Genomic DNA, 23,638 nt, shown 5'->3' on the forward strand with positions numbered 1-23,638 from the left:
GTCCCGCGCGGAAACGGACGACCCCGGATCCCCACGCGCAGGGAGCGGCGACCGTGTGCGCTGGGATCCTCGTCGCAACTGCACCCCCGTGCCCGTCATTCCGGACGCGACGCCACCCTGCATCGCGCATGGAAGCGGTAGTCGACGATCGCGGACGATGCGCTGCACGGCGGTCCAGGGAGCCTGCTGCCACGCGGTGACGACGGCGCTCGGGTTATGCTCCAACGTCGACCGAGCAGGATCAGCGGATGAGCACCACGCCACGCATCGCCTTCCTCGCCAGCCAGATCGACGACGCCCAGGAGGCGCTTGCCGCGCTGACCACGCGCCACGGCCAGTGCCAGCCCGAGGAGGCGGACGTGCTGTGCGCACTGGGTGGCGACGGATTCATGCTGCAGACCCTGCACCGCTACGGCAGCCTCGCCCGGCCGGTGTTCGGCATGAAGCTGGGCACGGTCGGCTTCCTGATGAACCAGCATCGCGAGGACGACCTGCTCGAGCGGATCCACGCGGCCGAGCCGGCGGTGCTGCATCCGCTGGAGATGATCGCGCAGACCGAATCCGGTGCCACCGTGGGTTCGCTGGCCTACAACGAAGTCTCGCTGCTGCGGCAGACCCGTCAGGCCGCGCACCTGTCGATCGAGCTCAACGGCAAGCCGCGCCTGGACGAGCTGATCGCCGATGGCGTGATGGTGGCCACCGCCGCAGGCAGCACCGCCTACAACTACTCCGCGCATGGCCCGATCCTGCCGCTGGGCGCGAACGTGGTCGCGCTGACGCCGATCGCCGCGTTCCGCCCCCGGCGCTGGCGCGGCGCCCTGCTCAAGGGGGACACTGAAGTGCGCTTCCGGGTGCTCGATCCGTTCAAGCGACCGGTCAGCGCCACCGCCGACTCGCACGAGGTGCGCGACGTGGTCGAAGTGATGATCCGCGAGTCGCGCGAGCGCACGGTCACCATGCTGTTCGATCCCGAGCACAACCTCGAGGAACGCATCCTCAGCGAGCAGTTCGAGGCCTGAGGCCCGCCCGGCTTTTCCCTTCCCCGCTCGCGGGGCAGGTACCGAAGGCGGACAGGGGCTCGCCTTTCCCTTCCCCCGATCGGCGGGGCATTGCGCCCTTCACGGGTGGAAGGTGCCGGAGGCGGATGGGGGGCAGGCCGAAGCCATCGCACCCCGGGTACACGCCAACGAATGCATAATCCCCGCATGTCCGGCAAAGAACCCGTCGCGGTCCTCACCATCGCGATTTCCTCGCGCGCGCTGTTCGACCTCGAGGACAGCCACGCGCTGTTCGAACGCGAGGGCATCGAGCCCTATTCCGAGTACCAGCGCACCCACGAGGACGATGTGCTGGAACCCGGCATCGCCTTCTCGCTGGTGCGCAAGCTGCTGGCGCTCAACATCGCCGCGCCCGCCGAAGCGCCGCGGGTCGAGGTGATCCTGCTCTCGCGAAACTCCGCCGATACCGGTCTGCGCATCTTCAACTCGATCCAGCACCACAAGCTGCCGATCTCGCGCGCCACCTTCACTTCGGGCGAACCCACCTGGCCGTACATCCGCCCGTTCGGCGCGCAGCTGTTCCTGTCCGCCAACCCCGAGTCCGTGCGCCAGGCACTGGCCAACGGCGTCGCCGCCGCCACCATCCTTCCGGACCGCGCCAAGCCCGGCACCATGGCCAGCGAGCAGATCCGCATCGCCTTCGACGGCGATGCGGTGATCTTCGGCGACGAAGGCGAGCGCGTCTCGCGCGAGGGTGGCATCGACGCCTTCCACCGCCACGAGATCGAGCGCGCCCGCGAACCGCTCTCCGGCGGCCCCTTCCGCGCCTTCCTCTCGGCCCTTCATGACCTCCAGGCCGCGTTTCCCGTTGGCGAAGCTGCCCCGATCCGCACCGCCCTGGTCACCGCGCGCTCCGCGCCCGCGCACGAACGCGTGATCCGCACCCTGCGCGAATGGGGCGTGCGCCTGGACGAGGCCCTGTTCCTCGGCGGCCGCGCCAAGGGACCGTTCCTCGAGGCCTTCGGCGCCGACATCTTCTTCGACGATTCGGCGCACAACATCGACAGCGCCCGCCAGCACGTACTCGCGGGCCACGTGCCACACGGGGTATCGAACGACTAGCGGGATCGCGCGGGACCCGGGACCTTCCGTGGCCCGGAGCCGGGGTCCGCTGGTGCGTAGCGGCGGTATCGGCCGAACCACGTGCTGGCCAACCGGGATGCCCGACGACGCACATCGCGGACGCGGCGAATCTGGTTGAATGGCATCGGGAACGGCGAAACATGCGCGTCCTGCCTCGTCGCCAGCAATCGGCCGCAGACTGCCGGTGGATGACGTCGTCGTCCGGTGCCGCTCCGCATGGCGGCAATCGCAGGACCGCCCCGCCGTTCATTCGTCATCGAGGACGGGGCGGCGTTTCCCCGGTCGCCCCGCGTCCCGATGCGATGGTGTTCACGAACCCGGGCCACGCCCCTGCCGACTCGAGGCAGATGCCGCCGAGGCAGGCAGGGCATTGCCGGAACCGCATTTTCATGGAATGGCATGCATACGATCCCCATGCTGTACTCCGAGCACTTCGCGCCATGGTCGGAGCGTGCCCGCTGGGCAATGGACCACCATCGCCTGCGCTACTCGCTCGTCGAACACACCCCGTTGCTGGGCGACCTGAGGCTCAGGGCGGCCGCGCGCAAGGCCACGGGCGCCGTCTCGGTCCCGCTCCTGGTTGATGGCCCGGTGAGGCTCAGGGATTCCGTTGCGATCGCGCATTACGCCGACAGCAAGGGCTCCATGCCCAGGCTCTTGCCTGCCGCCACCGCCGACGAAGTGCTGGCGTGGTGCTCGCGCATCGAACCCCTGATGCAGCTTGGCAGGGCGCGTGTGCTTGCAGGCTTGAAGACCGGAAGCGCGTCGATACTGGAGGCCGCTCCTGTCCGGACACCGGACTGGCTCCATCCCGTCGTCGCCGCTGTCGGGTCGCTGGCGGTGCGTCGGCTCGAAAAGAAGTACGCAGCGACTTATGAGCCCGCCGCTGCGCTCGAAACCGCGCGCTCGGTGATCCGGCAACTGGAGGCCGCGCTGCGCGGGCGCATGTTCCTGGTGGACGATCGCTTCAGCTTTGCCGACATCGCCGCCGCGAGCGCGTTTCAGTTCGTCCAACCCGTGGATTCTTCATTCATCGCCCTGGGACCGGCGACCCGCATTGTCTGGACCTGGCCCGGACTCGCGGAGGAATCGGCATCGGTGATCGCCTGGCGCGATACGCTCTACCATCGACACAGGGCGCTGCCGTCCCCGGTTGCCGATGTGGACCGATGAATCACGGCGCCGCTGGCGGAGACCCGAGGCAGCCATCGCCACGGTGCACCTGTGCGACGTCCGGCGCCTGGTCCCGGTTCCGGCAGACGTCTGGATGCGTCGCGGCCGCGCCTAGTCGACCCTGCGCGGAATCCGCGCACCGACGGCTTCGCGGATCCGTTCATCGAAGGACCGTTGCTGCAATGCCCGCAGCGCGGTTGCGAGCGTGTCCTCGAGCGATACGCCGACATCTCCGCTGAGGCTCCGTGCGGCCTGCGCAGTGGCCTGCCACTGTGCTTCCAGCAGCGGCAGTGCCCTGTTTGCCTTTGCCGTCAGCCGCAGGACCCTTTCGCGGGCATCCGCGCCCTGGGCCACCTTGATCCAGCCTTCCGCCACCATCGCCGAAACCGTCTGGCTGAGGGCGGAATGGCTCAATCCGCAGCGCTCGGCGACTTCCTTGATCCGGACCGGACCGGCGTCGCGCAGCACCCGTACGACCGGCGTGAAGCGCGGGCGGAAATGAAGGCCAAGGTCGGCATAGGCTCGCTCGACCGCGGGGTCGAGTTGATCGAGCAGGGCACGCAGCAGGGTGCCCAATGTCGCTTGTCGATCCATCGTCGCGATGATATATAAGCGCTTACATATTATCAAGCCGGAGGTGGCCATGGTATTCGCGATCGTTCTGGGGGCCGTGCTCGCGGCCGGCTGCCCGTCGCAGGAGAGCGTCCTGCGCGACGCCGCCGCAGCGGTCCAGGAGACGTACGTGGACCCGGGGCGGGGCCGCCATATCGCGCAGGCCCTGTCCCAGTGGGCGGACAGCGGGCGCTATGTCGATACTTGCGAGGTCCCTGCATCGTTCGTCGAACAACTCAACGCCGATCTGGATGCGTATGACGGGCACTTCCATGTCGAAGCCCCCGGCCAGGCCGGCGATCCGCAGGACTGGCTGATGGCATGGCGCGCCGATGCCGGGAAGGCGAACGCGGGCGTGCGCGAAGTGCGGGTCCTCGAGGGAAACGTCGGCTACCTGCGACTGTCGACGTTCTACCCGTGGGACGTGGCGGGCGCCAAGATCCAGGCTGCGTTCTCCCTGCTTGCGGACAGCGGCGGGCTGATCCTGGACCTGCGCCAGAACGGTGGAGGCGACGCGGGCACGGCGGAACAGCTCGTTCGCACGTTCCTTGCCGACGAGGTCTCGCAGGTCCAGCGCATCGAGCAACGCGGCACAGTCAGCGACAGCCCGCTTCCTCGGCGCGAACTCGAGGCGTTCACGCGTCCGCTGGTGGTGCTGGTGGATCGCAGGACGGGTTCGGCGGCGGAGTTCGTCGCCTATTCTCTGCAGGTGCTGGGCCGGGCGAAAGTCGTGGGAAGCCGGACCGGCGGCGCGGCCAGCCTGCTCGGCGAGCCCGTGCAGCTATCAGGCGGCTACCGCATCTCGATTCCCTACGCCCGGCCTGTCAACAGGGTCAGCGGGGCAAGCTGGGAGAAGCTCGGCGTCCGTCCGGATGTCCCCGGTGGGGACGATCCCCTCTTCATTGCCCGCATGACGCTCGCCGCGGCGAAGCAATGATGATCGCACGCGAACCGGCGATGCCGTGGGTCATGCAGCGGCAACGGGCCGGCCTGGCGGGAGTCCGCACCCGGACCCGTCGATGGACGCGGAAACGACGCGGCCGTGCGCGCTCCGGTCATTGCCCATGGGGCCGACCGGTTCACCCGCGCATTGTCCGGAACCGCACCCTGGCCGGTGAGCTTCAAGCCCGGAATCCGCGAGAAACGCGTACGGGATCGGGGGCGCCGGGCGTGCGGGATCAGGGCGGCGGCAGGCGGATGTCCGAGAGCTTCCAGCGCACCCCGTTGCGGGTCAAGACGAACACCACTGGCGCGCCATCACCAGTATGGATGGTGGCTGTGAAGCGTGAGGTCGACTCGTAGCGACGTTCGGCGTCCCGCAGAGGGTCGGGCCGGAGTGCTTCGCGCTCGCCCCTGCGCGGCGGCGGCGTGCCGCTGGCGCGGTTCCACACCTTGCGGCCCTCCATCAGTGCGCCCAGGCCGTAGGGCGTGACCATCAGCTCGACCGCGCCGCCGGCCAGTTCGTTGGCCACGGTCATGCCGAGCGCGCCGAGCAGCCCGGATTGCGCGTCGATGCCCACGCCGCGCACCAGCCGGTCGCCGAGCTGCGCCTTGAGGCTCGCGCGCAGCGGCGGGAAGTCGACGTGCTTTGCCAGCGCCCCTGCGTTCTCCTCGCGCACCGCCTTGCCGATCGCGTGGATCGTCAGGTACGGGCCCGCCGCGGCATACGCCAGCACGGCGGCGAGCATCAGCACGGCGAGGGCGATCCACTTGCGCATGGCTCAGAACTCCAGGTCGAGCGCCGCGCAAAGATAGTCCATGAACGGCGCCAGCGCCTGCAGGTCCTTCTCCAGGGTCGCGAGCAGCCTCGGGCCGACCATCACGTTGTCCTCGATCGCGCGCCAGGCGACGAAGTTGCGGTGGCGCAGGTCGTCGATGTACTCGAAGTCTGCGGGGAAGCCGCGCGGGGGTCGCACCAGCATGTCCTCGGCGTCGAGGTCGAACCGTCGCCGGAACGCAGGCGCGTGCGCCGCGGCCTTCCAGCCGCCCGGATTGTCGAAGATGAACTGGCGGATCCGGCGCTGCACCGGCAGCTCCGGGTGCCAGATGCCGCCGCCCATGAAACAGTTGCCCGGCTGCAGGTGCAGGTAGAACGAGGGCGCCGGCACCTGCCGGCTGCGCTCGTGGAACAGGCGCGCGCCCTGCCAGCCCTTGTACGGCGTCTTGTCGTTGGCGAAGCGCGTGTCGCGGTGGATGCGGAACAGCGAACCGCCGACTTTCGCGGGATCGGCGCGGTAATGCGTGCTCACCCTGGCCAGCGGCGCCTGCAGGTCGTCCAGCAGTCGCCGGAACGGCTCGCGCACGTGGTTCTCGTAGTCGTCGCGATGGTCCTGGAACCACGCGCGCTCGTTGTGGCGGGCGAGGGCGCGCAGGAATTTCAGGCTCTTTTCGGTGAAGTACGTGGTCATGCAGTGATAGAAGGGGGTTGGTGGTCGGCGGCGGCGCCTGCGGTCAGGCGGGAGGACGGGGCTCTTCGGTGCCGGCATCCGGCGCGATGCCGCCCAGGCCGTGGGCGAGTCCGGTGCCCCAGTCCTGGAGCTGGTCGAGCAGTTGCAGGCGGCTGGCGTCGGCCGCATGTTCGGCCCGCAGTGTCGCGATCCGCTGGAAATACTGCGTGAACCCCAGCTCGGACAGGCCGCTGCCTTCGGCGAGTCGTGCGCGGCGGTAGTCGTCCCAGCGCGCGCGTTCGCCCTGGTCCAGGCTGTCGGGCCAGTTGCGTGCGCGGTAACGGAACAGCAGTTCGACCAGGCGCGGGTCACGGAAGCCGAATTGCCGCGCGCCCAGTTGCGCGGGCGATGTGGAGCGGACCTGCGCGAACAGCCGCTTGTCGCCATCGGGCAGGAAGCCGTCGTAGAGCGCACCGTCGGCGTCGCCGGGGGGGAGTTCGCGCTCGACCGCGTATACCCGGCGCAGCTTCTCCGCGAGCGCGGGCCCGGCGGCGCGCAGTCGCGAGGCGCGCTGTTCGATCCGCGCGGGTTCGATCGCCAGCCGTGCCAGGTCCTCTTCGCGCAGGTGGTCCCAGCGCACCAGCGCCGGGCAGCGGTTGAGGTGGACTTCCTTGAGCGCGACCCGGCTTTCGCCTTCCGGCAGCGCATCCGCGCGCAGGTACAGTCGCGCGGCGATGGTCTCCGCGTCCAGGTCGAGCAGGGCGTCGGGCTCGCTGTCGAGGTCGAACACGATCACCCGCGTGTCGAACCGCGGATGACGCGCAAGCGGCAGTACCGGCGCCGCACAGAGGCGGCTGGCAGGGTAGCGCTGCGACACGTGCAGCAACGGCGTCATCGCCACCGTATCGACCAGGCCGGCGGCGAAGCGCTTGTCGCGCAGTTGCAGGGCATAGGTCCACAACCGCGGCTGGCTCTGACGGAAGCGCCTCGCGAGGCCGATCAGCGCGCGCACGTCGGAGAGCGCCTCGTGCGCATCGCCCACGCGCACGCCGTTCGCGGCGGCGAGGTGTTCGAGCTTGAACGAGGTCCCCTTGCCGTCCTCGCGCGCGGGCCAGGCGATCCCGTCCGGGCGCAGCGCATGCGCCAGCCGCATCACGTCGAGCAGGTCCCAGCGTGAATTGCCGCCGCGCCATTCGCGTTCGTAGGCGTCGAAGAAGTTGCGGTACAGGCCGAAGCGGACGAACTCGTCGTCGAAACGCAGCGAGTTGTAGCCGAGCGTGCAGGTCTGCGGCCGCGACATCTCGTCGAAGATGCGCGAGAACGCCTCTGCCTCCGGCACGCCCTTCGCCAGCGCATGCTGCGGCGACAGGCCGGTGACCATCGACGCATCCGGCGAGGGCAGCAGGTCGTCGGCCGGGCGCACCAGGAAGTCGACCGGCTCGTCGATCTCCTCGAGCGCCTCGTCGGTGCGGATCGCGGCGAACTGGGCGATGCGCGAGCGACGCGGATCCGCGCCGAAGGTTTCGAGGTCGTAGAACAGGAAGCTGGCGCCCATGCCCCCATTGTAAGAGCGGCGTCGGCGGCCACCAGCCTCCCGTCCGCCACCGGCGGGAAATGGGCGTCCGCGGCCCAACCGGCCCGGGTGACGCCAGCACGGCGCGAGGGCGCGCCCGAGGCGGCCTACGGGACCGGTGGCAACGGGGCCAGGCGCGCGGCGATCTCGGCATCGAGCGCGGCCCAGTCGACCGCATCGAGCGTCTCGATGCCGTCGGTGGCGCGCTGCAGGATGTCGCGCTGCACCTCGCCTCGCGCCAGGGCGGTCGCGTAGGGAATGCGCATGAAACTGACCATCGCGTAATGCGGGACGAAGCGGCCCGGGTGGCGTTCCTGCAGCAGCAGTTCCAGGGCACGCTGCAGGCGGTAGTCGCGATCGTCGACGCGGTCTCGCATCTCGATGTAGTTCTCCAGCGCCATGTGCTGGATGGCGGCGGCGTTGGGCATGCGCTCGGCGGCGAAGGCGGCGTAGGCGGTGGCGAAATCCGCGTCCGGCCGCAGCTGGTCGGCAAGCGCAACGCAGTCCTCGAACGCACAGTTCATGCCCTGGCCGTGGAAAGGCACCATCGCGTGCGCGGCGTCGCCGACCAGCACCGCCTTGCCATCGAGGTGCCAGCGATCGAGATAGAGCGTACCGAGCGTCCCGGTGGGATTGGCCTCGAAATCGTCCTCCAGCCGGGGGATCAGCGGCACCGCGTCGGCGAACTGCTCCTTGAACAGGATGCGCGCGGCATCGCCATCGGGCACGGTGGCGAAGCTGGGGTACGCGCCTTCGTGCGGCATGAACAGGGTGACGGTGAAGGTGCGCTCGTCGTTCGGCAGGGCGATGCACATGTAGTGGCCGCGAGGCCAGATGTGCAACGCATTGGGTTCGATGCGGAAGCTGCCGTTGGCGCCGGGCGGGATCTCGAGTTCCTTGTAGCCGTGGTCGAGCCACTCGGTCCGTTCGCCAAGGTCGTTCACCCGCATCATCTGCGCGCGCAGGGTGGAGCCCGCGCCGTCGGCGCCGACCAGGGTATCGAAGCCGCGACGCTGGTCATGGCCGTCGCCGAGCACGCGCATCGTGCCGGCGGCGAAGTCGACCTCCTCCAGCCGGCGATCGAAATGCAGGGTCGCGCCCGCGGCCTCCGCCGCCTCGATCAGCACGATGTTGAGCTCGCCGCGGTTGATCGACCAGATCACCTCGCTGTCGTCGCGGCCGTAGCGTTGCAGCTCGGGCTCGCCATGCAGCGGGTGCACCATGCGCCCGCGCATCATCACCGCCTGGCGCATCACGCCGGGGTCGGCCTCCGCCTGCCGCAGGGCGTGCAGGCCGCGCTCGGCCAGCGCCAGGTTGATCGAGCGACCGCCGGCGTACCCGTGCACGCGCGGATCGCCGCGCCGCTCGAACACCTCCACCGGCCAGCCACGCCGGGCGAGCAGGGTCGCGAGCAGGCTGCCGGCGAGTCCGGCGCCGATGATGGTGATGGTACGACCGTCGCTCATGCGCCTGCGCTCCTCCACTGCTCCACCGCACGCGCGAAGCGCAGCACGTCGGCGTGCGTGTTGTAGAGCGGGGCCGGCGAGATTCGGATCACGTCCGGCTCCCGCCAGTCGCCGACGATACCCTGCCCGCCGAGGGTTTCGAACAGCGCGCGGCCGGCATCCCGGCCCGACAGACCGCACCCTCCGGTGACGCGCAGCGAGAGCTGGCAGCCGCGCTGCGACGGGTCGCGCGGGGTGATGATCTGCAGCGTGTCGCGCAGGCGCAGGTCGATCAGCGCTTCGAGATAACCGGTGAGGCTTTCGGACTTCGCACGCAGCGCATCCATGCCGGCGCGCGCGAACAGGTCCAGAGAAGCCCGCAGCGGGGCGAGCGCGAGGATCGGCGGGTTGCTGAGCTGCCAGCCGTCGGCCCCGGGCGTGGGCACGAACTCCGGCCCCATGCGGAACCGGCTGGCCTGCTCGTGGCCCCACCAGCCGGCGAAACGCGGGCGATGCGTGCGCGCGTGGCGCTCGTGCACGAAGCAGCCGGCGACTGCGCCGGGCCCCGCGTTCATGTACTTGTAGTGGCACCACACCGCGAAGTCGGCACCGCTGTCGTGCAGTTGCAGCGGCAGGTTGCCGACCGCGTGCGCAAGGTCGAAGCCGACGATCGCACCGACCTCGTGCCCGATGCGAGCGATCTCCTTCAGGTCGAAGGCCTGTCCCGTGCGGTACTGCACGCCCGGCCACAGCACCAGCGCCAGGCGCTTGCCGTCGGCACGGATCGCGCGCTCGATCGCCTCCATCGAGAACGTGCCGTCGGCGTTGTCCGGTTCCACCTCGATCAGCGTGTGCCCGGGGGGCAGCCCCCGGTACTTCAACTGCGACTCGACCGCATAGCGGTCGGACGGAAAGCTGCCGGCCTCGACCAGGATCGCGGTGCGCTCGATCGTCGGCTGGTAGAAGCTCACCATCATCAGGTGCAGGTTGGCGGTCAGCGAATTCATCGCCACCACTTCCGAAGGTTGCGCGCCGACCACGTCCGCCAGCGGATCGCGCACCAGTTCGTGGTAGGGCATCCACTGCGCCTGACCGGTGAAATGGCCCTCGACCGCTTCGGCCGCCCACTTGTCGAGCACTTCCTCGACGTGGGCGCGCGCGCCTTTGGGTTGCAGCCCGAGCGAGTTGCCGCAGAAGTAGGCCTGTTCGTGCCCATCGTGGCGCGGAAGCAGGAACTCGGCACGGAATCCGGCGAGCGGATCGGCGGAATCCAGCGCGCGGGCGTGGTCGGCGGAGTACAGGTCGGCGGTCATGGCGTCATTGTATGAGCGCCTTCAGGCGCGAACACGCCGCCCGGACACCCGCCTGCGACCGGGCGCACCGCGCGGGGTCCCGATGTCGCAACGAAGCGCTTCCGCGCGCCCGGACCGGAAGCCGGGCACCGGACTTCGGGCCGGGAGGCGCTCCTACGCGAAGCGGGAGAGCGGCAGGCCCAGCCATTCCAGCGCGGTGCCGTGGTAGAGCCGGGCGCGTTCGGCCTCGTCCAGCTCGATCTGCTCGATGCCGGCGCCGGGGGTCTGTTCGCCCAGCGGGAACGGATAGTCGGTACCGAGCATCACCCGCTCCGTGCCGCAGGTGTCGAGCAGATAGCGCAGCGCGCGCGGGTCGGCCACCCAGGAATCGAAATACAGCCGCTGCAGGTAATCGCGCGGGTTGTGCGGATTGTCGGTGGCGACGAGGTCGGGCCGCATGTTGAAGCCGTGCTCGATGCGGCCGATGGTGTAGGGGAAGCTGCCGCCGCCGTGGGCCATGCACACTTTCAGCTTCGGCAGCCGCTCCAGCACGCCGCCGAACACCAGCGAGCATGCCGCGCGCGACTGTTCGGCCGGCATGCCCACCAGCCACGGCAGCCAGTACTTGGGCATGGTGTCGGTGCCCATCATGTCCCAGGGGTGCACGAGGATCGCGGCGCCGAGGTCCGCGGCCGCCTCGAAGAACGGGAACAGCTCGGGCGCGTCGAGGTTCCAGTGCGTGTCGGGCGAGACCTGCACGTGCGAGCCGATCTGCACGCCCTGCAGCCCGAGCTGGTCCATGCACCGCTCCAGCTCCTGCACCGCCAGCCGCGGCGACTGCAATGGCACCGTGCCGATGCCCGCGTAGTGGCGCGGAAAATCGCGACAGGTCGCCGCCATGTGGTCGTTGAGCGCCTGGTGCAGCTCCAGCGCATGCGCCGGCCTGGCCCAGTAGCTGAACATCACCGGCACCGTGCTGATCACCTGCACCTGCACGCCGAACCGCGCGAAATCGTCGATACGCTCCTGCGGATCCCAGGTCTTCGACCAGATCTCGCGGAAGAACCTGCCGTCCTTGTAGATGCGATGGCGGCCGTCTTCGGTGTGATGGATCACCGGGAACCGCGCGTCGCCGTACCGGCGTGCGAGGTCGGGCCAGTCTCGCGGCAGGTAATGGGCGTGGATGTCGATCTTGAGCATGGATCGGATCAGGTGATGTCGGCCTGCGAGTCGGCCTGCATCTCGTACCGCGTCGGACGGGGGTTGAGATGGCCGCAGGCCTTGCAGGTGCGCAGTTCGTCGCTGCGATAGAAGGTTTCGAACACGCGGAAGAAATCCTGCTCGATGTCCTCGAGGTGGAAGTATTCCTCGTACACCTTCTGGTTGCAGTTCTCGCAGAACCACAGCAGGCCGTCGTCCTCGTGCGGCAGGCGCCTGCGCTCGATCACCAGGCCGATGGAGCCGGCGGCGCGCTGCGGCGAATGCGGCACCTTCGGCGGCAGCAGGAAGGTTTCGCCGGCGCGGATCGGGATGTCGCGCACCTTGCCATCCTCCTGGATGCGCAGGGTCATCTCGCCTTCGAGCTGGTAAAACCACTCGGCGCCTTCCTCCCAGTGGTAGTCGGTACGCGCGTTTGGACCGCCGACGACCATGACGATGAACTCGCCGTCGTAGATGCACTTGTTGCCCACCGGCGGCTTGAGCAGGTGGCGGTTGTCCTCGATCCAGCGCTTGAAGTCGATGGGGGCGGGGATCGGCATGTCCGACTCCTCGATAAGGGGCTGCCCGCGGGCGATGCGTGCATGTTACACATCCGTCGGCCGGGGCCGGATGAGTGCGGCCAGGTCGCCGCGGTTAAGCTTGTCGCCACCAGCTTGAACGGGTGCCCGCCGCATGTTCTCCGATTTCGCCCTGATCCTTGCGTTGGCGGCTGGCGTGGGCCTGCTGGCCGCGCGGCTGCGGCAGCCGACCATAGTCGCCTTCATCGTGGTCGGCATCCTGGTCGGCCCGGCGGCGCTGGGCTGGGTCGGCCACAGCGATGCGATCGAGCTGCTGTCGCAACTGGGCATCACCGTGCTGCTGTTCCTGGTGGGACTCAAACTCGACCCGGCGCTGGTGAGGCAGCTGGGGCCGGTGGCGCTGGCGACCGGCCTCGGGCAACTCGCGTTCACCATCGCGTTCGGGTTCCTGATCGCGCTGGCGTTGGGCATGGACCGGCTGACGGCGATCTACGTCGCGGTGGCGCTGACGTTTTCCAGCACCATCATCATCATCAAGCTGCTCGGCGACAAGCGCGAGCTCGATTCGCTGCACGGTCGCATCGCGACCGGCTTCCTGATCGTGCAGGACATCGCGGTGGTGGTGGCGATGATGATCATCGGCGCGCTCGGGGTGGGCGAAGCGGCGGGCGCTGACGGTGGCGGCATGGACTGGCTGGCATGGACCGGCCAGCTGCTGGCGGGGGTCGTGGCGGTGTTCCTGCTGATCCGCTACGGCCTGCGCTGGGTACTGCCGTGGATGGCGAGCACGCCGGAGCTGATGGTGGTGTTCTCGGTGGCGTGGGGCGTCGCGCTGGCCGCGTTCGGCGAGCACCTCGGACTGAGCAAGGAGGTGGGTGCGTTCGTCGCCGGTTTCGCGCTGGCGGGCACGCCTTTCCGGGAAGCTGTGGGCGCGCGCCTGAGCGGGCTGCGCGACTTCCTGCTGCTGTTCTTCTTCGTCCACCTGGGATCGGGGCTGGTGTTCTCCGACCTCGGCAGCCAGTTGCCGGCGGCGTTGGCGCTGTCGGTGTTCGTGCTGGTGGGCAACCCGCTGATCGTGATGGCGATCATGGGCTTCATGGGCTATCGCCGTCGCACCGGATTCATGGCCGGCCTGACCGTGGCGCAGATCAGCGAGTTCTCGGTGATCTTCATCGCGATGGGCGTCGCGCTGGGGCACGTGGGATCGCCCGCGCTCAGCCTGGTGACCCTGGTGGGACTGGTGACCATCGCGCTGTCGTCGTACATGATCCTGTACTCGCATCCGCTGTTCGAACGCGTGCAGCGCTGGCTGGGCGTGTTCGAGCGTCGCGACCCGTGGCGGGAGCGGGGCGAGGACGCGTCCGGCACGCCGGTGCAGGTGGTGGTGTTCGGCGTCGGCCGCTACGGCGCGCGGCTGATGTCCGCCCTGGCGCGCGATGGCGTGACGGCGCTGGGGGTGGATTTCGACCCGGTCGCCGTGGCCGAAGCGCGTGCGCTGGGGCTGGACGTGCATTTCGGCGATGCCGAGGACGCCGAGTTCGCGCACTCCCTGCCACTGGCGGGCGCAGAGCTGGTGGTGGCGACGCTGGCCGATGCCCACAGCGTGACCCACCTGCGACGCGCGGTGCGCGAGGCCGGTTTCGATGGACGCTTCGTGGCCGCGGCGCGGATGGCGGGCGCGGCCGAACACCTGCGCCGGCTGCAGGTGGACGTGGTGCTGGATCCCTTCGACGATGCCGCCGAGCAGGCGGCCGACACGCTGCGCGACCTGCTCAGTCCCGAAGCCGCGCCACGCACTTGAGCTCGATCGCGATCGGCGTGGGCAGCGCGGCGATGCCCAGCGTGGTGCGGCAGGGCGCGGTGTCGACGTCGGGGAAATACTCGGCCCAGACCGCGTTGTAACCGGCGAAGTCGCCCGCCATGTCGGTGAGGTAGACGGTCACGTCGACCAGGTCTTCCCAGCGCGCGCCGCTGGCTTCCAGTACGGCGCGGACGTTGGCGAACACGGCGCGCGTCTGCGCGTCGATGTCGTGTGTCACCAGGCTGCCGTCGCCATCATGCACGTTGCCGGGCACCTGGTCGGTAGCGGGATCGCGCGGTCCGATGCCCGACAGGAACAGCAGCTCACCCACGCGGCGCGCGTGCGGGTAGCGGCCGACCGGCTTCGGCGCGGCCGCCGCGCGGATGCCGGCGCCCGGCATCAGCGGTCCTCCCGGTCGATCCGGATGCGCGCCAGCGCCGGCGCGTACTGGTCGGCCAGCGCCTGTTCGCTGTCGATGTCGAGGCCCAGGTCGTGCACCCGCCCGTCGCGTAGCGTGTACACCCAGCCGTAGACGTGCACGTTCTGCCCGCGCGACCAGGCATCGCGCAGGATCGTGGTCTCGCAGACGTTGCCGACCTGCTCGAGCACGTTCAGCTCGCACAGCCGGTCGTGGCGCAGGCCTTCGTGCGCGATGTCCGCGAGCACGCCGTCGTGCTTGTTCGCCACGTCCTTGACGTGCCGGATCCAGTTGTCGGCCAGGCCCAGGCGCATGCCCTTGAGCGCCGCCAGCACGCCGCCGCAGCCGTAGTGGCCGACGACGAGGATGTGCTCGACCTTGAGCACGTCGACCGCGAACTGGATCACCGACAGGCAGTTGAGGTCGGTGTGCACCACCACGTTGGCGATGTTGCGGTGGACGAACACTTCGCCCGGCGCCATGTCGACGATCTGGTTGGCGGGCACGCGCGAGTCGGAGCAGCCGATCCACAGGAACTTGGGGGTCTGCAGGCCCGACAGGCGCTGGAAGAAGGTCGGGTCCTCGGCCTCGATCCGCGCCGCCCAGGCTTCGTTCTTGTCCAGCAGCTCTCGCAGTCGGCTCATCGGCGGTGTCCGTGTGGCGTCGTCGGCGGCATTATCGCAAAGCGATGCCGACGTTCTTCGGTTCGGTGAAGAAACGCATCGCCTCGAACCCGCCCTCGCGGCCGAGACCGGACTGGCCCACGCCGCCGAACGGCGTGCGCAGGTCGCGCATCAGCCAGCTGTTGATCCAGACGATGCCCACGCGCAGGGCCGCGGCGAGGCGGTGCGCGCGGTCGAGGTCGCGGGTCCAGACCGATGCGGCGAGCCCGTAGTCGACGGCGTTGGCCAGGCGCAGCGCGTGGTCCTCGTCGTCGAACGGCTGCAGGGTGGCGACCGGCCCGAAGATCTCCTCGCGGTTGCTGGCGCAGTCCGGGCCCAGGCCTTCCAGCAGCGTCGGCTCGACGAACCAGCCGGGCCGGTCGAGCGCATTGCCGCCGCACAGCACCTGCCCACCCTCGTCGCGCGCACGCTGCAGCGCGGCCATCACCTTGTCGAAATGCGTCTGCGAGGCCAGCGGGCCGAGCTCGGTGTCGGTATCGATCGGGTCGCCGATGCGCAGCGTGCGCACGCGATCGACGAAGGCCTCGCGGAACTCGACGAGGATCGTGCGCTCCACCAGGATACGCGAGCCGCACAGGCAGATCTGGCCGCTGTTCTGGAACGCCGAGCGCACCAGCGTGTCGAGCTGCGCCTGCCAGTCGCTGTCGGCGAACACGAGCGTCGCGTTCTTGCCGCCGAGCTCCAGCGACACCTTCTTCAGCAGCGGCGCGGCGAGTCCTGCGATGCGCTTTCCCACCACGGTGCTGCCGGTGAACGAGATCGCCCGTATCGCCGGATGGGTCACGATCGCCTCGCCCACCTCCGGGCCCATGCCATGGACGATGTTCAGCACGCCGGCAGGGAAGCCGATCTCTGCCGCGAGCTCGCCCAACATCGTCGCCGTCAGTGGTGTGACCTCGGACGGCTTGGCGACCACCGTATTGCCCGCGGCCAGCGCCGGCGCGATCTTCCAGGTGAACAGGTACAGCGGCAGGTTCCATGGCGAGATCGTGCCGACCACGCCCAGCGCTTGGCGCAGGGTGTAGTTCAGGCCCGCCTGCCCGTGGTGCGATTCGCTCGCGAACTGGGTGGCCGCGTGGGCGAAGAAGCGCAGGTTCGCGATCGCGCGCGGGATCTCGACCTCGCGCGCGAGCCGGATCGGCTTGCCGCCGTCGCGCGCTTCGGATTGCGCGAACAGGTCGAGCTTCGCCTCGAGCGCATCGGCCAGCCGCTCCAGCCAGCGCGCGCGCTCGTCGTTGGCCAGGCCCGACCAGAGCGGGAAGGCGGCCGAAGCGGCCGCGACCGCGGTTTCCACGTCCTGCGCGGTGCCGGACGCCACCCGTGCGTGCGGGCGGCCGGAGGCCGGGTCGTGGACCTCCAGCCACTCGCCGCCCGAGGGCGCCTGCGGCAGGCCGTCGATCCAGTGGGACAGTTGCTGCATGGCCCATCTTAACCGGCGCGGCGCGGACGGATGTCAGTCCGCGCCGCGGTTTCCCGATTCATCCGGGGATCCGATCCGGATCGAGACGGGAATCGAACCATGCAATCCATCCGAGGACTGGGAATGGCGCTGCTGCTGGCCGCGGGCGCCCTCGCTTGCGCCCAGGTACAGGCCTGCGCCCGACCGCTGCAGCAATCCGGACTCGTACAGATTCCGGCCGGCATGATGAACGGCATCGCCTACGTGCCCGTGCCGCGGGGATATCGCTACGTCGTCCAGTACGTCTCGGCGAGCGTACGCCTGCGGACCGAGTCCGAATACAGCGACTTCAATGTCGGCGTGTGGCAGGGCACGGCGCGCATCGACTACACGCTGCCGATCCTGCCCGGGTTCACGCCACTCGATCGCAAGACGTCCGGGCCGGTGAAGTTCCACGCCGATCCCGGGTCGCAGGTGCAGGTGAGCATCGTGCGCGGCGACGCCGCGATCGCGGCCACCGGGCACTACGCCATCAGCGGATGCCTGCGGAAAGCGACCTGACCGGTCAGATCGACTGCATCCGCCCGCCGTCGACCGCCAGCGAGACGCCGTTGACGTAGCCGGCGGCGGGCGAGCACAGGAAGGCGATCACGCCGCCTGTTTCCTCCGGCTGCGCGAAGCGGCCGGCGGGCACGCTGGCGAGCATCGCGGCGGCGACGTCCTCGCGCGACTTGCCGCTCGCGGCGGTCCGGTCGCGCAGGATCTGCTCGATGCGCGCGGTATCGGTGTAGCCGGGCAGCACGTTGTTGACGGTGATGCCGTGCGGGCCCAGTTCGCGCGAGAGCGTCTTGGCCCAGCTGGCGACCGCGCCGCGGATCGTGTTCGACACGCCGAGCCCGGCGATCGGCTCGTACACCGAGGTCGAGACCACGTTGACGATCCGGCCCCAGCGCGCGTCGCGCATGCCGGGGACGACCGCCTGCGCCAGCGCGTGGTTGGCGAGCAGGTGCTTGCCGAAGGCATCCAGGAATGCGGCTTCGTCCGCGGCGAACGCAGGGCCGCCGGGCGGGCCGCCGGTGTTGTTGACGAGGATCTGCACCGGCGCATCGGCCACCAGCGCTTCCACCTTCGCGCGCAGTGCATCGCGCTGCGACACGTCCGCGACGAGCGCGCGATGGCGCTGGCCGTTCGCGCAGGGCAGGGCGGAAGCCACCGCCTCCAGCGCATCCTGCCGGCGCGCGAGCACGGTGACAGTGGCGCCGAGCAGCGCCAGTTCGTACGCCGTCGCGCGGCCGATGCCTTCGGACGCGCCGCAGACCAGGGCGTGGCGACCGGAGAGGTCGAGGTCCATGGTGACTCCTTGTTCAGTCCGCGCGGGCGCGCATCATCGCCGCGACGGCGCGGGCGCCGGGGGCGACCATTTCGCCGAGCCTGGTGGCGACGACTTCGCGATTGGCGACGGGATGGTTCTGGCTGAGCTTGAACTTCAGTTCGATCCGCCCGGGGACGAAGCGGAAGCCGACGATCCCGCGCAGCTGCCGGCGGTGGTCGTCGCGCTCCGGTTCGAACCGCCACGACTGGCCGACACTCGCCTCGAAGCGGTCGCTCAGCCGCGACACCAGGTCGCCCAGTGCGGACTCGTCCTCGAAGCGTTCGACGGTGCCGGACAGATGCGCGACCGCGTAGTTCCAGGTCGGCACGCGCGCCGCGGCTTCCTTGTCCGGGTACCAGCTTGGCGAGACGTAGGCATGCGGCCCATGCACGATCATCAGCGCAGGACCGACGTGGTGGTTCTGCGGGTTCGGCCTGGCCCAGTGGCCCTCGATCGTCACCCGCTCGCCCTCGCGGCGATAGAGCACGGGCAGGTGCGAGGCGAATGGATGGCCGTCCTCGCCGGTGGTCACCAGCGTGACGAACGGGTCGGCGGCGAGCAGGGCGTCCAGGTGGGCGAGGTCGGTTTCGGCGAAGGCGCGTGGCGTGTACATGTCAGGATCTTATTGCATCGCGGCGGTGGCTACCCGGGCCACTCCACGTGGCGTATGCCGTTGCGCAGGGCCGGCGGCGCGGGGCCGGAGCAATGGCGCTGGCGAGGCGGGGCGCAGGCCGATCCGCTGCCGTCAGCCTGTGCAGGCGGGGAACCGGCGCTTCTGCATCCGTGCAAGGGTAACCGTCTGCCCATCGCTGGCGGCACGGGCAGCTCCCTCGCTACGCCCGGGATGGAAAGGTCGAAGGTGTGGCGGGTGGCGCGGGTGTAATGGGGTGTGGCGGACGTGCGGGCGTGGCGGGCGGCAGCAACACCTGGCGGCCGAGGTGGCGGGGGTGAAGTCCTGCGTCCTGGCGGATGGCGCGGCGCGACGCTCGGCTCGGGAGATGCCGCATCCGGTTCGAGCAGGCCGGCCTCAGGCGCGCCCACCCAGCAGTTGCACCATGCGCGGGCGCAGCGCTTCATCGCTGCCGGTCCCCGGTGGCGCGAGTTCCGCCAGCGAAAATCCGCGCTCCAGCGCATCCTCTTCGTCGAGGCCGTCGAAGGCGACGAACTCGGCATCGAGCAGCATCGCGCGTGCGGTGTCCTCGCTGTCGTAGACCAGGGTGGCGCCATCGCTGTCGAAGACCTCGGCGGTCCCGGCCTCGCGCACGCGCAGGCGCGCCCAGACGATGGTGCGCCCGAGCGAAGCCAGCCACCATTCCTCGAACACGTGGGACTGCTGCCCGCTCACCGCAACACCACGGACCACAGCCACAGCAGGGCCGAAAACCCGAGCGCGCCGAGGATCACGAAGGCGGACACCCGCGCCGGCGTCGCCAGGCCGGTGAACTGCGCGTCGCGCACCGAGCGGTAGCGCCCGCCCAGCAGCCATCCCAGCGCGCTGGGATTGAGGAACGCACCCTCGCCGAGCGACGCGTGCACCTGCGGATGCCGGTCGCGCAGGTGCACCAGCGACAGCGGCCAGAAGATCACGAAGGCGGTGAGGCCACCGATGGCGATGCCGACGAAGCACAGGGCGAGGAAGAGGATCATTCAGGCGAAGGGATTCGGGATTGGGGATTCGGGATTGGGCAGCGGCGGTGAATAGTGACTCGCCCGTGATGGTTGCTGGTCAGCAATAACGCGGATATTCGTGATGGTGGTTCTGCCGTCTATCGGAAAATGTGTAGAGAGGATGACGGTCGGTTGCAATCCCGGTCTTAGCGGCTGGTTCTTCCAATCCCGACTCCCGAATCCCCAATTCCGGCTCCATCAATACTCCGCATTCCCCGGCGCGCGCGGGTAGGGAATCGCGTCGCGAATGTTCGAAAGCCCGCACACGTAGACGATCAGCCGCTCGAAGCCGAGACCGAAGCCGGCATGCGGCACCGTGCCGTAGCGGCGGAAGTCGCGGTACCAGGCGTAATGCTCGCGGTCGAGGCCGAACTGGTCCATGCGCGCGTCCAGCACGTCCAGCCGTTCCTCGCGCTGCGAGCCGCCGATGATCTCGCCGATGCCCGGCGCCAGCACGTCCATCGCCGCGACGGTCCTGCCATCGTCGTTCAGGCGCATGTAGAACGCCTTGATGTGCTCGGGATAGTTGGTCACCACCACCGGGCGGCCGACGTGCTGCTCGGTGAGCCAGCGCTCGTGCTCGGTCTGCAGGTCCAGGCCCCATTCGACCGGGAAGTCGAACTTCTGCCCCGACTTCTGCAGCAGCGACACCGCATCGTTGTACTCGATCCGCTCGAACGGCGCGTTGACGAAGGCCTCCAGCCGGGTGATCGCGTCCTTCTGCACGCGTTCGGCGATGAAGGCCATGTCGTCGGCGCGTTCGTCGAGCACCGCGCGGAACAGGTATTTCAGGAACTCCTCGGCCACGCGCGCGTTCTCGGCCAGGTCGGCGAACGCGATTTCCGGCTCGATCATCCAGAACTCGGCCAGGTGGCGCGTGGTGTTGCTGTTCTCGGCACGGAAGGTCGGGCCGAAGGTGTAGACCTTGCTCATCGCCAGGCAGAAGGCCTCGACGTTGAGCTGTCCGGAGACGGACAGGAACACTTCCTTGCCGAAGAAGTCGCGGCCGAAGTCCACCGCGCCGTCCTTGCCGCGCGGCAGGTTGGCCAGGTCGAGCGTCGACACCCGGAACATCTGCCCCGCGCCCTCGGCGTCGGACGTGGTCACGATCGGCGTGTTGATCCAGTAGTAGCCGTTCTCGTGGAAGTAGCGGTGCGCGGCCTGCGCCAGGCAGTGGCGGATGCGCGTCACCGCGCCGAAGAGGTTGGTGCGCGGGCGCAGGTGCGCGACCTCGCGCAGGAACTCGAGCGAGTGCGCCTTGGGCTGGATCGGGTAGGTCTCGGGATCGTCGACCCAGCCGACCACTTCGATGTTCGAGGCCTGGATCTCGAAGCTCTGGCCCTGGCCCTGCGAAGCCACCAGCGTGCCGCTGGCGATGACCGAGCAGCCGGCGGTCAGCCGCTTCACCTCGGATTCGTAGTTGTCCAGGGTGCTCGGCGCCACCACCTGGATCGGCGCGAAGCAGGACCCGTCGCTGACGTTCACGAACGACAGCCCGGCCTTGGAATCGCGCCGGGTGCGCACCCAGCCGCGGACCGTGACTTCGCCGCCGGCGGGGATCCTGCCCGCGAGCGCGTGTTCGACGCTGGAAACCGTCATGCCTTGAATCCTGGGGAAAGGGGCCAATCTCCGGAACGCACAGTTTAGCGCGGCCACACGCGCTCCCAGCCGCGTTTCAGGTTCCCCGCGCTAGAATCCACGCCATGGCCATCCAGCTCACCCCCGCCGCCTACGATCGAGTCCGCCAGTTCCTTGCCGGCGAGCCGGGCGCGCTGGGCCTGCGCTTCGGGGTCAGGCGCACGGGTTGCTCGGGTTGGGGCTACGAAGTGGAGCTGGCGCGGGACGAGCGTGCCGGCGACAGCGTCAGCGAGTTCCAGGGGGTGCGCATCTACGTCGATGCGACCAGCCAGCCGCTGGTCGACGGCACTACCATCGACTTCGTGCGCAAGGGCCTGAATCACGAGTTCGTGTTCGCCAATCCGAAGGCGGCCGCCGAATGCGGCTGCGGCGAGAGCTTCACCACCGACGCCGACAAGGCCGCCTGACAGGCCCTACACTCCCGCAACGCCCCCGGGAGCCCGCGCCGATGATGTTCCGAACCGTCCCGTTCCGCACAACAGCGGTCCTGCTGCTGTTCGTCGTCGCCACGTTGCCGGGCCTGGCGGCGCCTCCGGCCGGCGCGGGCGAGGTCCTGCAGGCCTTCTTCGACGCCGAATGGGAGCGCGGGCTGCGCGAAAGCCCGGAATCGGCCACCTACAGTGGCGACCGCCGTTACAACGACCGCTGGACCGACATGTCGCCGGCGGCCATCGCCGCACGCCAGCAGGCCGATCGCGACGCGCTGCAGGCCCTGCTCGCGATCGACCGCGAGGCGTTGCCCGAAGCGGCCCGGCTCGACCACGACGTGATGCGCTGGCGCCTGGAGAAGGCGGTCGAGCGGCAGCGGTTCCGCGAGCACCTGCGCCCGGTCAGCCAGCGTGGCGGGCCGCAGACCGCGGCGGAGATCGTCGAGGTCCTGCCGTTCCGCGACGCGAAGGACTACCGCGACTGGCTCGCCCGCATGCGCGCGGTGCCGGCGATGCTCGACCAGGACATGGCGCTGATGCGCGAGGGCGTCGCGGCGGGCCTGGTGCCGCCGCGCGTGCTGATGGAGCGGATTCCGGCGCAGATCGCCGCGCAGGTGGTCGAGGACCCGGAGGCGAGCCAGTTCTACCAGCCGTTCCTCCGGATTCCCGAGGCCATCCCGTCCGCCGAACGCAGCGCGCTGCAGGACGAGGCGCGGCGCGTGATCGCCGCCGACATCGTCCCGGCCTATCGCCGCTTCGGCGAGTTCTTCGCGCGCGACTACCTGCCGCATGCGCGCGGATCGATCGCCGTCACCGACCTGCCCGACGGACGCGCGTACTACGACTTCCTGGCCTCGACCTTCACCACCACCGACCTGTCCACCGACGAGATCCATGCCATCGGCCTGCGGGAAGTGGCGCGGATCCGCGCGGAGATGGAGCAGGTGCGCGAGGAGGTGGGCTTCGACGGCGACCTGGCCGCGTTCTTCGAGCACCTGCGCACCGATCCGGAGTTCTTCCACGACTCGCCCGAAGCCCTGCTCGAGGCCTACCGCGCCATCTCCAAGCGCATCGACCCGGAGCTGGTGAAGATCGCCCGCACCATCCCGCGACTGCCCTACGGCGTCCGGCCGATCCCCGACAGCATCGCCCCCGACACCACCACCGCCTACTACCAGGGCGGGGCGGTCGACGGCAGCCGTCCCGGCTACTACTACGTCAACCTCTACCGGCCGGAAGTGCGGCCGAAGTGGGAGATGATGGCGCTGTCGCTGCACGAGGCCGTGCCGGGTCACCACTTCCAGTTCGCGCGTGCGCTGGAGCTGCCGGACATGCCGCTGTTCCGGCGCACCGGCTATTTCGTCGCCTACGGCGAGGGCTGGGGGCTTTACGCCGAGCGCCTGGGCTACGACATGGGGCTTTACGACGATCCCTACGACCGCATGGGCCAGCTGGCCTACGACATGTGGCGTGCGGTGCGGCTGGTGGTCGACACCGGCATGCACGGCAAGGGCTGGAGCCGGCAGCAGGCGATCGACTACTTCATGGCCAACGCGCCCAAGACCGAGCAGGACGTGGTCAACGAGATCGACCGCTACATCAGCTGGCCGGGGCAGGCGCTGGCCTACAAGATCGGGCAGCTGAAGATCTCGGAGCTGCGTGCGCGGGCGGAAGCCGCGCTTGGGCCGAGGTTCGACCTGCGCGACTTCAACGACGCCGTGCTGGCCACCGGCTCGGTGCCGCTGGCGACGCTGGAGCGGCATATCGACGCCTGGACGGCCCGGCGCGCCCAGGGCGATCCCGCACGCTAGCGGCGGGCCCGGCGCCCCGGGCGAGCGGTGGTTCCTCCGCAGGGACGTGCCGGCCGCG

Annotated in this window: 24 protein-coding genes; 8 read left to right on the forward strand and 16 right to left on the reverse strand. The window is 69.5% G+C overall.

All coding sequences use genetic code 11. The annotated features are described in order from the left end of the window. Positions 1–248 precede the first annotated feature (248 nt). The 3 genes from FZO89_RS15980 to FZO89_RS15990 all read left to right on the forward strand — a co-directional run bounded on the left by FZO89_RS15980 (position 249) and on the right by FZO89_RS15990 (position 3,314). A complete protein-coding gene (locus FZO89_RS15980; protein ID WP_149104417.1) occupies positions 249–1,019 on the forward strand; it encodes an NAD kinase in 771 nt (256 codons plus the stop codon). A gap of 186 nt (positions 1,020–1,205) precedes the next feature. Further along, positions 1,206–2,120 (forward strand): 5'-nucleotidase, encoded by a 915-nt coding sequence (locus FZO89_RS15985; protein ID WP_149104418.1) that lies wholly within the window; start codon positions 1,206–1,208, stop codon positions 2,118–2,120. Positions 2,121–2,540: 420 nt separating this feature from the next. Further along, positions 2,541–3,314: a glutathione S-transferase family protein gene (locus FZO89_RS15990; RefSeq protein ID WP_187471226.1), complete on the forward strand. Its 774-nt coding sequence runs from the start codon at positions 2,541–2,543 to the stop codon at positions 3,312–3,314. A 111-nt stretch (positions 3,315–3,425) separates the two neighbouring features. Here FZO89_RS15990 and FZO89_RS15995 read toward each other — a convergent pair whose 3' ends face one another. Next, positions 3,426–3,908: a MarR family winged helix-turn-helix transcriptional regulator gene (locus FZO89_RS15995; RefSeq protein ID WP_149104663.1), complete on the reverse strand. Its 483-nt coding sequence runs from the start codon at positions 3,906–3,908 to the stop codon at positions 3,426–3,428. Positions 3,909–3,957: 49 nt separating this feature from the next. On the opposite strand from FZO89_RS15995, the gene FZO89_RS16000 reads away from it, so the two are divergent. Then, positions 3,958–4,863 (forward strand): S41 family peptidase, encoded by a 906-nt coding sequence (locus tag FZO89_RS16000; protein ID WP_149104420.1) that lies wholly within the window; start codon positions 3,958–3,960, stop codon positions 4,861–4,863. A gap of 241 nt (positions 4,864–5,104) precedes the next feature. On the opposite strand, the gene FZO89_RS16005 is transcribed toward FZO89_RS16000, so the two are convergent. The 7 genes from FZO89_RS16005 to FZO89_RS16035 all read right to left on the reverse strand — a co-directional run bounded on the left by FZO89_RS16005 (position 5,105) and on the right by FZO89_RS16035 (position 12,383). Continuing rightward, the gene (locus FZO89_RS16005; protein ID WP_149104421.1) at positions 5,105–5,644 is read right to left on the reverse strand and encodes a DUF2939 domain-containing protein; all 540 of its coding nucleotides are present in this window, start codon (positions 5,642–5,644) and stop codon (positions 5,105–5,107) included. Between the two features lie 3 nt (positions 5,645–5,647). Beyond that, positions 5,648–6,334 carry a DUF2461 domain-containing protein gene (locus FZO89_RS16010; RefSeq protein ID WP_149104422.1) on the reverse strand — a complete coding sequence of 229 codons (687 nt, stop codon included), beginning with the start codon at positions 6,332–6,334 and terminating at the stop codon, positions 5,648–5,650. Positions 6,335–6,377: 43 nt separating this feature from the next. Further along, entirely contained in the window at positions 6,378–7,868 is a 1,491-nt protein-coding gene (gene sbcB, locus FZO89_RS16015; protein ID WP_149104423.1) for an exodeoxyribonuclease I, read from the reverse strand. A 125-nt stretch (positions 7,869–7,993) separates the two neighbouring features. Further along, complete coding sequence (locus FZO89_RS16020; RefSeq protein ID WP_149104424.1) at positions 7,994–9,352, reverse strand: FAD-dependent oxidoreductase; 1,359 nt, start codon at positions 9,350–9,352, stop codon at positions 7,994–7,996. Next, entirely contained in the window at positions 9,349–10,644 is a 1,296-nt protein-coding gene (kynU, locus tag FZO89_RS16025; protein ID WP_149104425.1) for a kynureninase, read from the reverse strand. Before kynU ends, FZO89_RS16020 begins: the two co-directional genes overlap by 4 nt. 153 nt (positions 10,645–10,797) lie before the next feature. After that, positions 10,798–11,823 (reverse strand): amidohydrolase family protein, encoded by a 1,026-nt coding sequence (locus tag FZO89_RS16030; RefSeq protein WP_149104426.1) that lies wholly within the window; start codon positions 11,821–11,823, stop codon positions 10,798–10,800. Between the two features lie 8 nt (positions 11,824–11,831). Next, positions 11,832–12,383: a 3-hydroxyanthranilate 3,4-dioxygenase gene (locus FZO89_RS16035; protein WP_149104427.1), complete on the reverse strand. Its 552-nt coding sequence runs from the start codon at positions 12,381–12,383 to the stop codon at positions 11,832–11,834. A 133-nt stretch (positions 12,384–12,516) separates the two neighbouring features. On the opposite strand from FZO89_RS16035, the gene FZO89_RS16040 reads away from it, so the two are divergent. After that, positions 12,517–14,163 carry a cation:proton antiporter gene (locus FZO89_RS16040; protein WP_149104428.1) on the forward strand — a complete coding sequence of 549 codons (1,647 nt, stop codon included), beginning with the start codon at positions 12,517–12,519 and terminating at the stop codon, positions 14,161–14,163. Here the strand turns inward: FZO89_RS16040 and FZO89_RS16045 are convergent. From FZO89_RS16045 to FZO89_RS16055, 3 genes are read right to left on the reverse strand one after another with little or no spacing between them, the layout of a single operon-like run. Next, positions 14,135–14,563, reverse strand: a complete 429-nt coding sequence (locus FZO89_RS16045) for a RidA family protein (protein ID WP_149104429.1) — start codon at positions 14,561–14,563, stop codon at positions 14,135–14,137. The two genes, FZO89_RS16040 and FZO89_RS16045, sit on opposite strands and share 29 nt — an antisense overlap. Further along, on the reverse strand, positions 14,563–15,225 hold the full coding sequence (can, locus tag FZO89_RS16050) for a carbonate dehydratase (protein ID WP_149104430.1): 663 nt from the start codon (positions 15,223–15,225) through the stop codon (positions 14,563–14,565). Before can ends, FZO89_RS16045 begins: the two co-directional genes overlap by 1 nt. Positions 15,226–15,256: 31 nt before the next feature. Beyond that, positions 15,257–16,684 (reverse strand): aldehyde dehydrogenase, encoded by a 1,428-nt coding sequence (locus FZO89_RS16055; RefSeq protein WP_149104431.1) that lies wholly within the window; start codon positions 16,682–16,684, stop codon positions 15,257–15,259. Positions 16,685–16,783: 99 nt separating this feature from the next. On the opposite strand from FZO89_RS16055, the gene FZO89_RS16060 reads away from it, so the two are divergent. Beyond that, complete coding sequence (locus FZO89_RS16060) at positions 16,784–17,224, forward strand: hypothetical protein (RefSeq protein ID WP_149104432.1); 441 nt, start codon at positions 16,784–16,786, stop codon at positions 17,222–17,224. 4 nt (positions 17,225–17,228) lie between these two features. Here FZO89_RS16060 and FZO89_RS16065 read toward each other — a convergent pair whose 3' ends face one another. From FZO89_RS16065 to asnS, 5 genes are all read right to left on the reverse strand, one after another. Further along, the gene (locus FZO89_RS16065; RefSeq protein ID WP_149104433.1) at positions 17,229–18,014 is read right to left on the reverse strand and encodes an SDR family oxidoreductase; all 786 of its coding nucleotides are present in this window, start codon (positions 18,012–18,014) and stop codon (positions 17,229–17,231) included. Positions 18,015–18,027: 13 nt separating this feature from the next. Then, positions 18,028–18,648, reverse strand: a complete 621-nt coding sequence (locus FZO89_RS16070) for an FMN-binding negative transcriptional regulator (protein WP_149104434.1) — start codon at positions 18,646–18,648, stop codon at positions 18,028–18,030. 414 nt (positions 18,649–19,062) lie between these two features. Beyond that, a complete protein-coding gene (locus FZO89_RS16075) occupies positions 19,063–19,380 on the reverse strand; it encodes a hypothetical protein (RefSeq protein WP_149104435.1) in 318 nt (105 codons plus the stop codon). Then, positions 19,377–19,682: a hypothetical protein gene (locus tag FZO89_RS16080; RefSeq protein WP_149104436.1), complete on the reverse strand. Its 306-nt coding sequence runs from the start codon at positions 19,680–19,682 to the stop codon at positions 19,377–19,379. Before FZO89_RS16080 ends, FZO89_RS16075 begins: the two co-directional genes overlap by 4 nt. A 219-nt stretch (positions 19,683–19,901) precedes the next feature. Beyond that, complete coding sequence (asnS, locus tag FZO89_RS16085; RefSeq protein ID WP_149104437.1) at positions 19,902–21,302, reverse strand: asparagine--tRNA ligase; 1,401 nt, start codon at positions 21,300–21,302, stop codon at positions 19,902–19,904. Between the two features lie 104 nt (positions 21,303–21,406). Here asnS and FZO89_RS16090 point away from each other — a divergent pair, with 104 nt between their 5' ends. Further along, complete coding sequence (locus tag FZO89_RS16090; protein WP_149104438.1) at positions 21,407–21,748, forward strand: HesB/IscA family protein; 342 nt, start codon at positions 21,407–21,409, stop codon at positions 21,746–21,748. A gap of 41 nt (positions 21,749–21,789) precedes the next feature. Beyond that, a complete protein-coding gene (locus FZO89_RS16095; protein ID WP_149104439.1) occupies positions 21,790–23,580 on the forward strand; it encodes a DUF885 domain-containing protein in 1,791 nt (596 codons plus the stop codon). The last annotated feature ends 58 nt before the right edge of the window (positions 23,581–23,638 follow it).

It is taken from the genome of Luteimonas viscosa (genome assembly GCF_008244685.1).
GTDB lineage: Bacteria > Pseudomonadota > Gammaproteobacteria > Xanthomonadales > Xanthomonadaceae > Luteimonas > Luteimonas viscosa.

What these genes read in the sequence shown, in the direction of transcription:
- FZO89_RS15985 (WP_149104418.1), top strand. Translation starts at nt 1,206, where the DNA reads ATGTCCGGCAAAGAACCCGTCGCGGTCCTCACCATCGCGATTTCCTCG.
- FZO89_RS16090 (WP_149104438.1), top strand. Translation starts at nt 21,407, where the DNA reads ATGGCCATCCAGCTCACCCCCGCCGCCTACGATCGAGTCCGCCAGTTC.
- FZO89_RS16005 (WP_149104421.1), bottom strand. Translation starts at nt 5,644, where the DNA reads ATGCGCAAGTGGATCGCCCTCGCCGTGCTGATGCTCGCCGCCGTGCTG.
- FZO89_RS16080 (WP_149104436.1), bottom strand. Translation starts at nt 19,682, where the DNA reads ATGATCCTCTTCCTCGCCCTGTGCTTCGTCGGCATCGCCATCGGTGGC.
- kynU (WP_149104425.1), bottom strand. Translation starts at nt 10,644, where the DNA reads ATGACCGCCGACCTGTACTCCGCCGACCACGCCCGCGCGCTGGATTCC.
- FZO89_RS16030 (WP_149104426.1), bottom strand. Translation starts at nt 11,823, where the DNA reads ATGCTCAAGATCGACATCCACGCCCATTACCTGCCGCGAGACTGGCCC.
- FZO89_RS15995 (WP_149104663.1), bottom strand. Translation starts at nt 3,908, where the DNA reads ATGGATCGACAAGCGACATTGGGCACCCTGCTGCGTGCCCTGCTCGAT.
- FZO89_RS16040 (WP_149104428.1), top strand. Translation starts at nt 12,517, where the DNA reads ATGTTCTCCGATTTCGCCCTGATCCTTGCGTTGGCGGCTGGCGTGGGC.
- FZO89_RS16045 (WP_149104429.1), bottom strand. Translation starts at nt 14,563, where the DNA reads ATGCCGGGCGCCGGCATCCGCGCGGCGGCCGCGCCGAAGCCGGTCGGC.
- FZO89_RS16070 (WP_149104434.1), bottom strand. Translation starts at nt 18,648, where the DNA reads ATGTACACGCCACGCGCCTTCGCCGAAACCGACCTCGCCCACCTGGAC.
- FZO89_RS16055 (WP_149104431.1), bottom strand. Translation starts at nt 16,684, where the DNA reads ATGCAGCAACTGTCCCACTGGATCGACGGCCTGCCGCAGGCGCCCTCG.
- sbcB (WP_149104423.1), bottom strand. Translation starts at nt 7,868, where the DNA reads ATGGGCGCCAGCTTCCTGTTCTACGACCTCGAAACCTTCGGCGCGGAT.
- FZO89_RS16010 (WP_149104422.1), bottom strand. Translation starts at nt 6,334, where the DNA reads ATGACCACGTACTTCACCGAAAAGAGCCTGAAATTCCTGCGCGCCCTC.
- asnS (WP_149104437.1), bottom strand. Translation starts at nt 21,302, where the DNA reads ATGACGGTTTCCAGCGTCGAACACGCGCTCGCGGGCAGGATCCCCGCC.
- FZO89_RS16035 (WP_149104427.1), bottom strand. Translation starts at nt 12,383, where the DNA reads ATGCCGATCCCCGCCCCCATCGACTTCAAGCGCTGGATCGAGGACAAC.
- can (WP_149104430.1), bottom strand. Translation starts at nt 15,225, where the DNA reads ATGAGCCGACTGCGAGAGCTGCTGGACAAGAACGAAGCCTGGGCGGCG.
- FZO89_RS16000 (WP_149104420.1), top strand. Translation starts at nt 3,958, where the DNA reads ATGGTATTCGCGATCGTTCTGGGGGCCGTGCTCGCGGCCGGCTGCCCG.
- FZO89_RS15990 (WP_187471226.1), top strand. Translation starts at nt 2,541, where the DNA reads ATGCATACGATCCCCATGCTGTACTCCGAGCACTTCGCGCCATGGTCG.
- FZO89_RS15980 (WP_149104417.1), top strand. Translation starts at nt 249, where the DNA reads ATGAGCACCACGCCACGCATCGCCTTCCTCGCCAGCCAGATCGACGAC.
- FZO89_RS16020 (WP_149104424.1), bottom strand. Translation starts at nt 9,352, where the DNA reads ATGAGCGACGGTCGTACCATCACCATCATCGGCGCCGGACTCGCCGGC.
- FZO89_RS16095 (WP_149104439.1), top strand. Translation starts at nt 21,790, where the DNA reads ATGATGTTCCGAACCGTCCCGTTCCGCACAACAGCGGTCCTGCTGCTG.
- FZO89_RS16065 (WP_149104433.1), bottom strand. Translation starts at nt 18,014, where the DNA reads ATGGACCTCGACCTCTCCGGTCGCCACGCCCTGGTCTGCGGCGCGTCC.
- FZO89_RS16060 (WP_149104432.1), top strand. Translation starts at nt 16,784, where the DNA reads ATGCAATCCATCCGAGGACTGGGAATGGCGCTGCTGCTGGCCGCGGGC.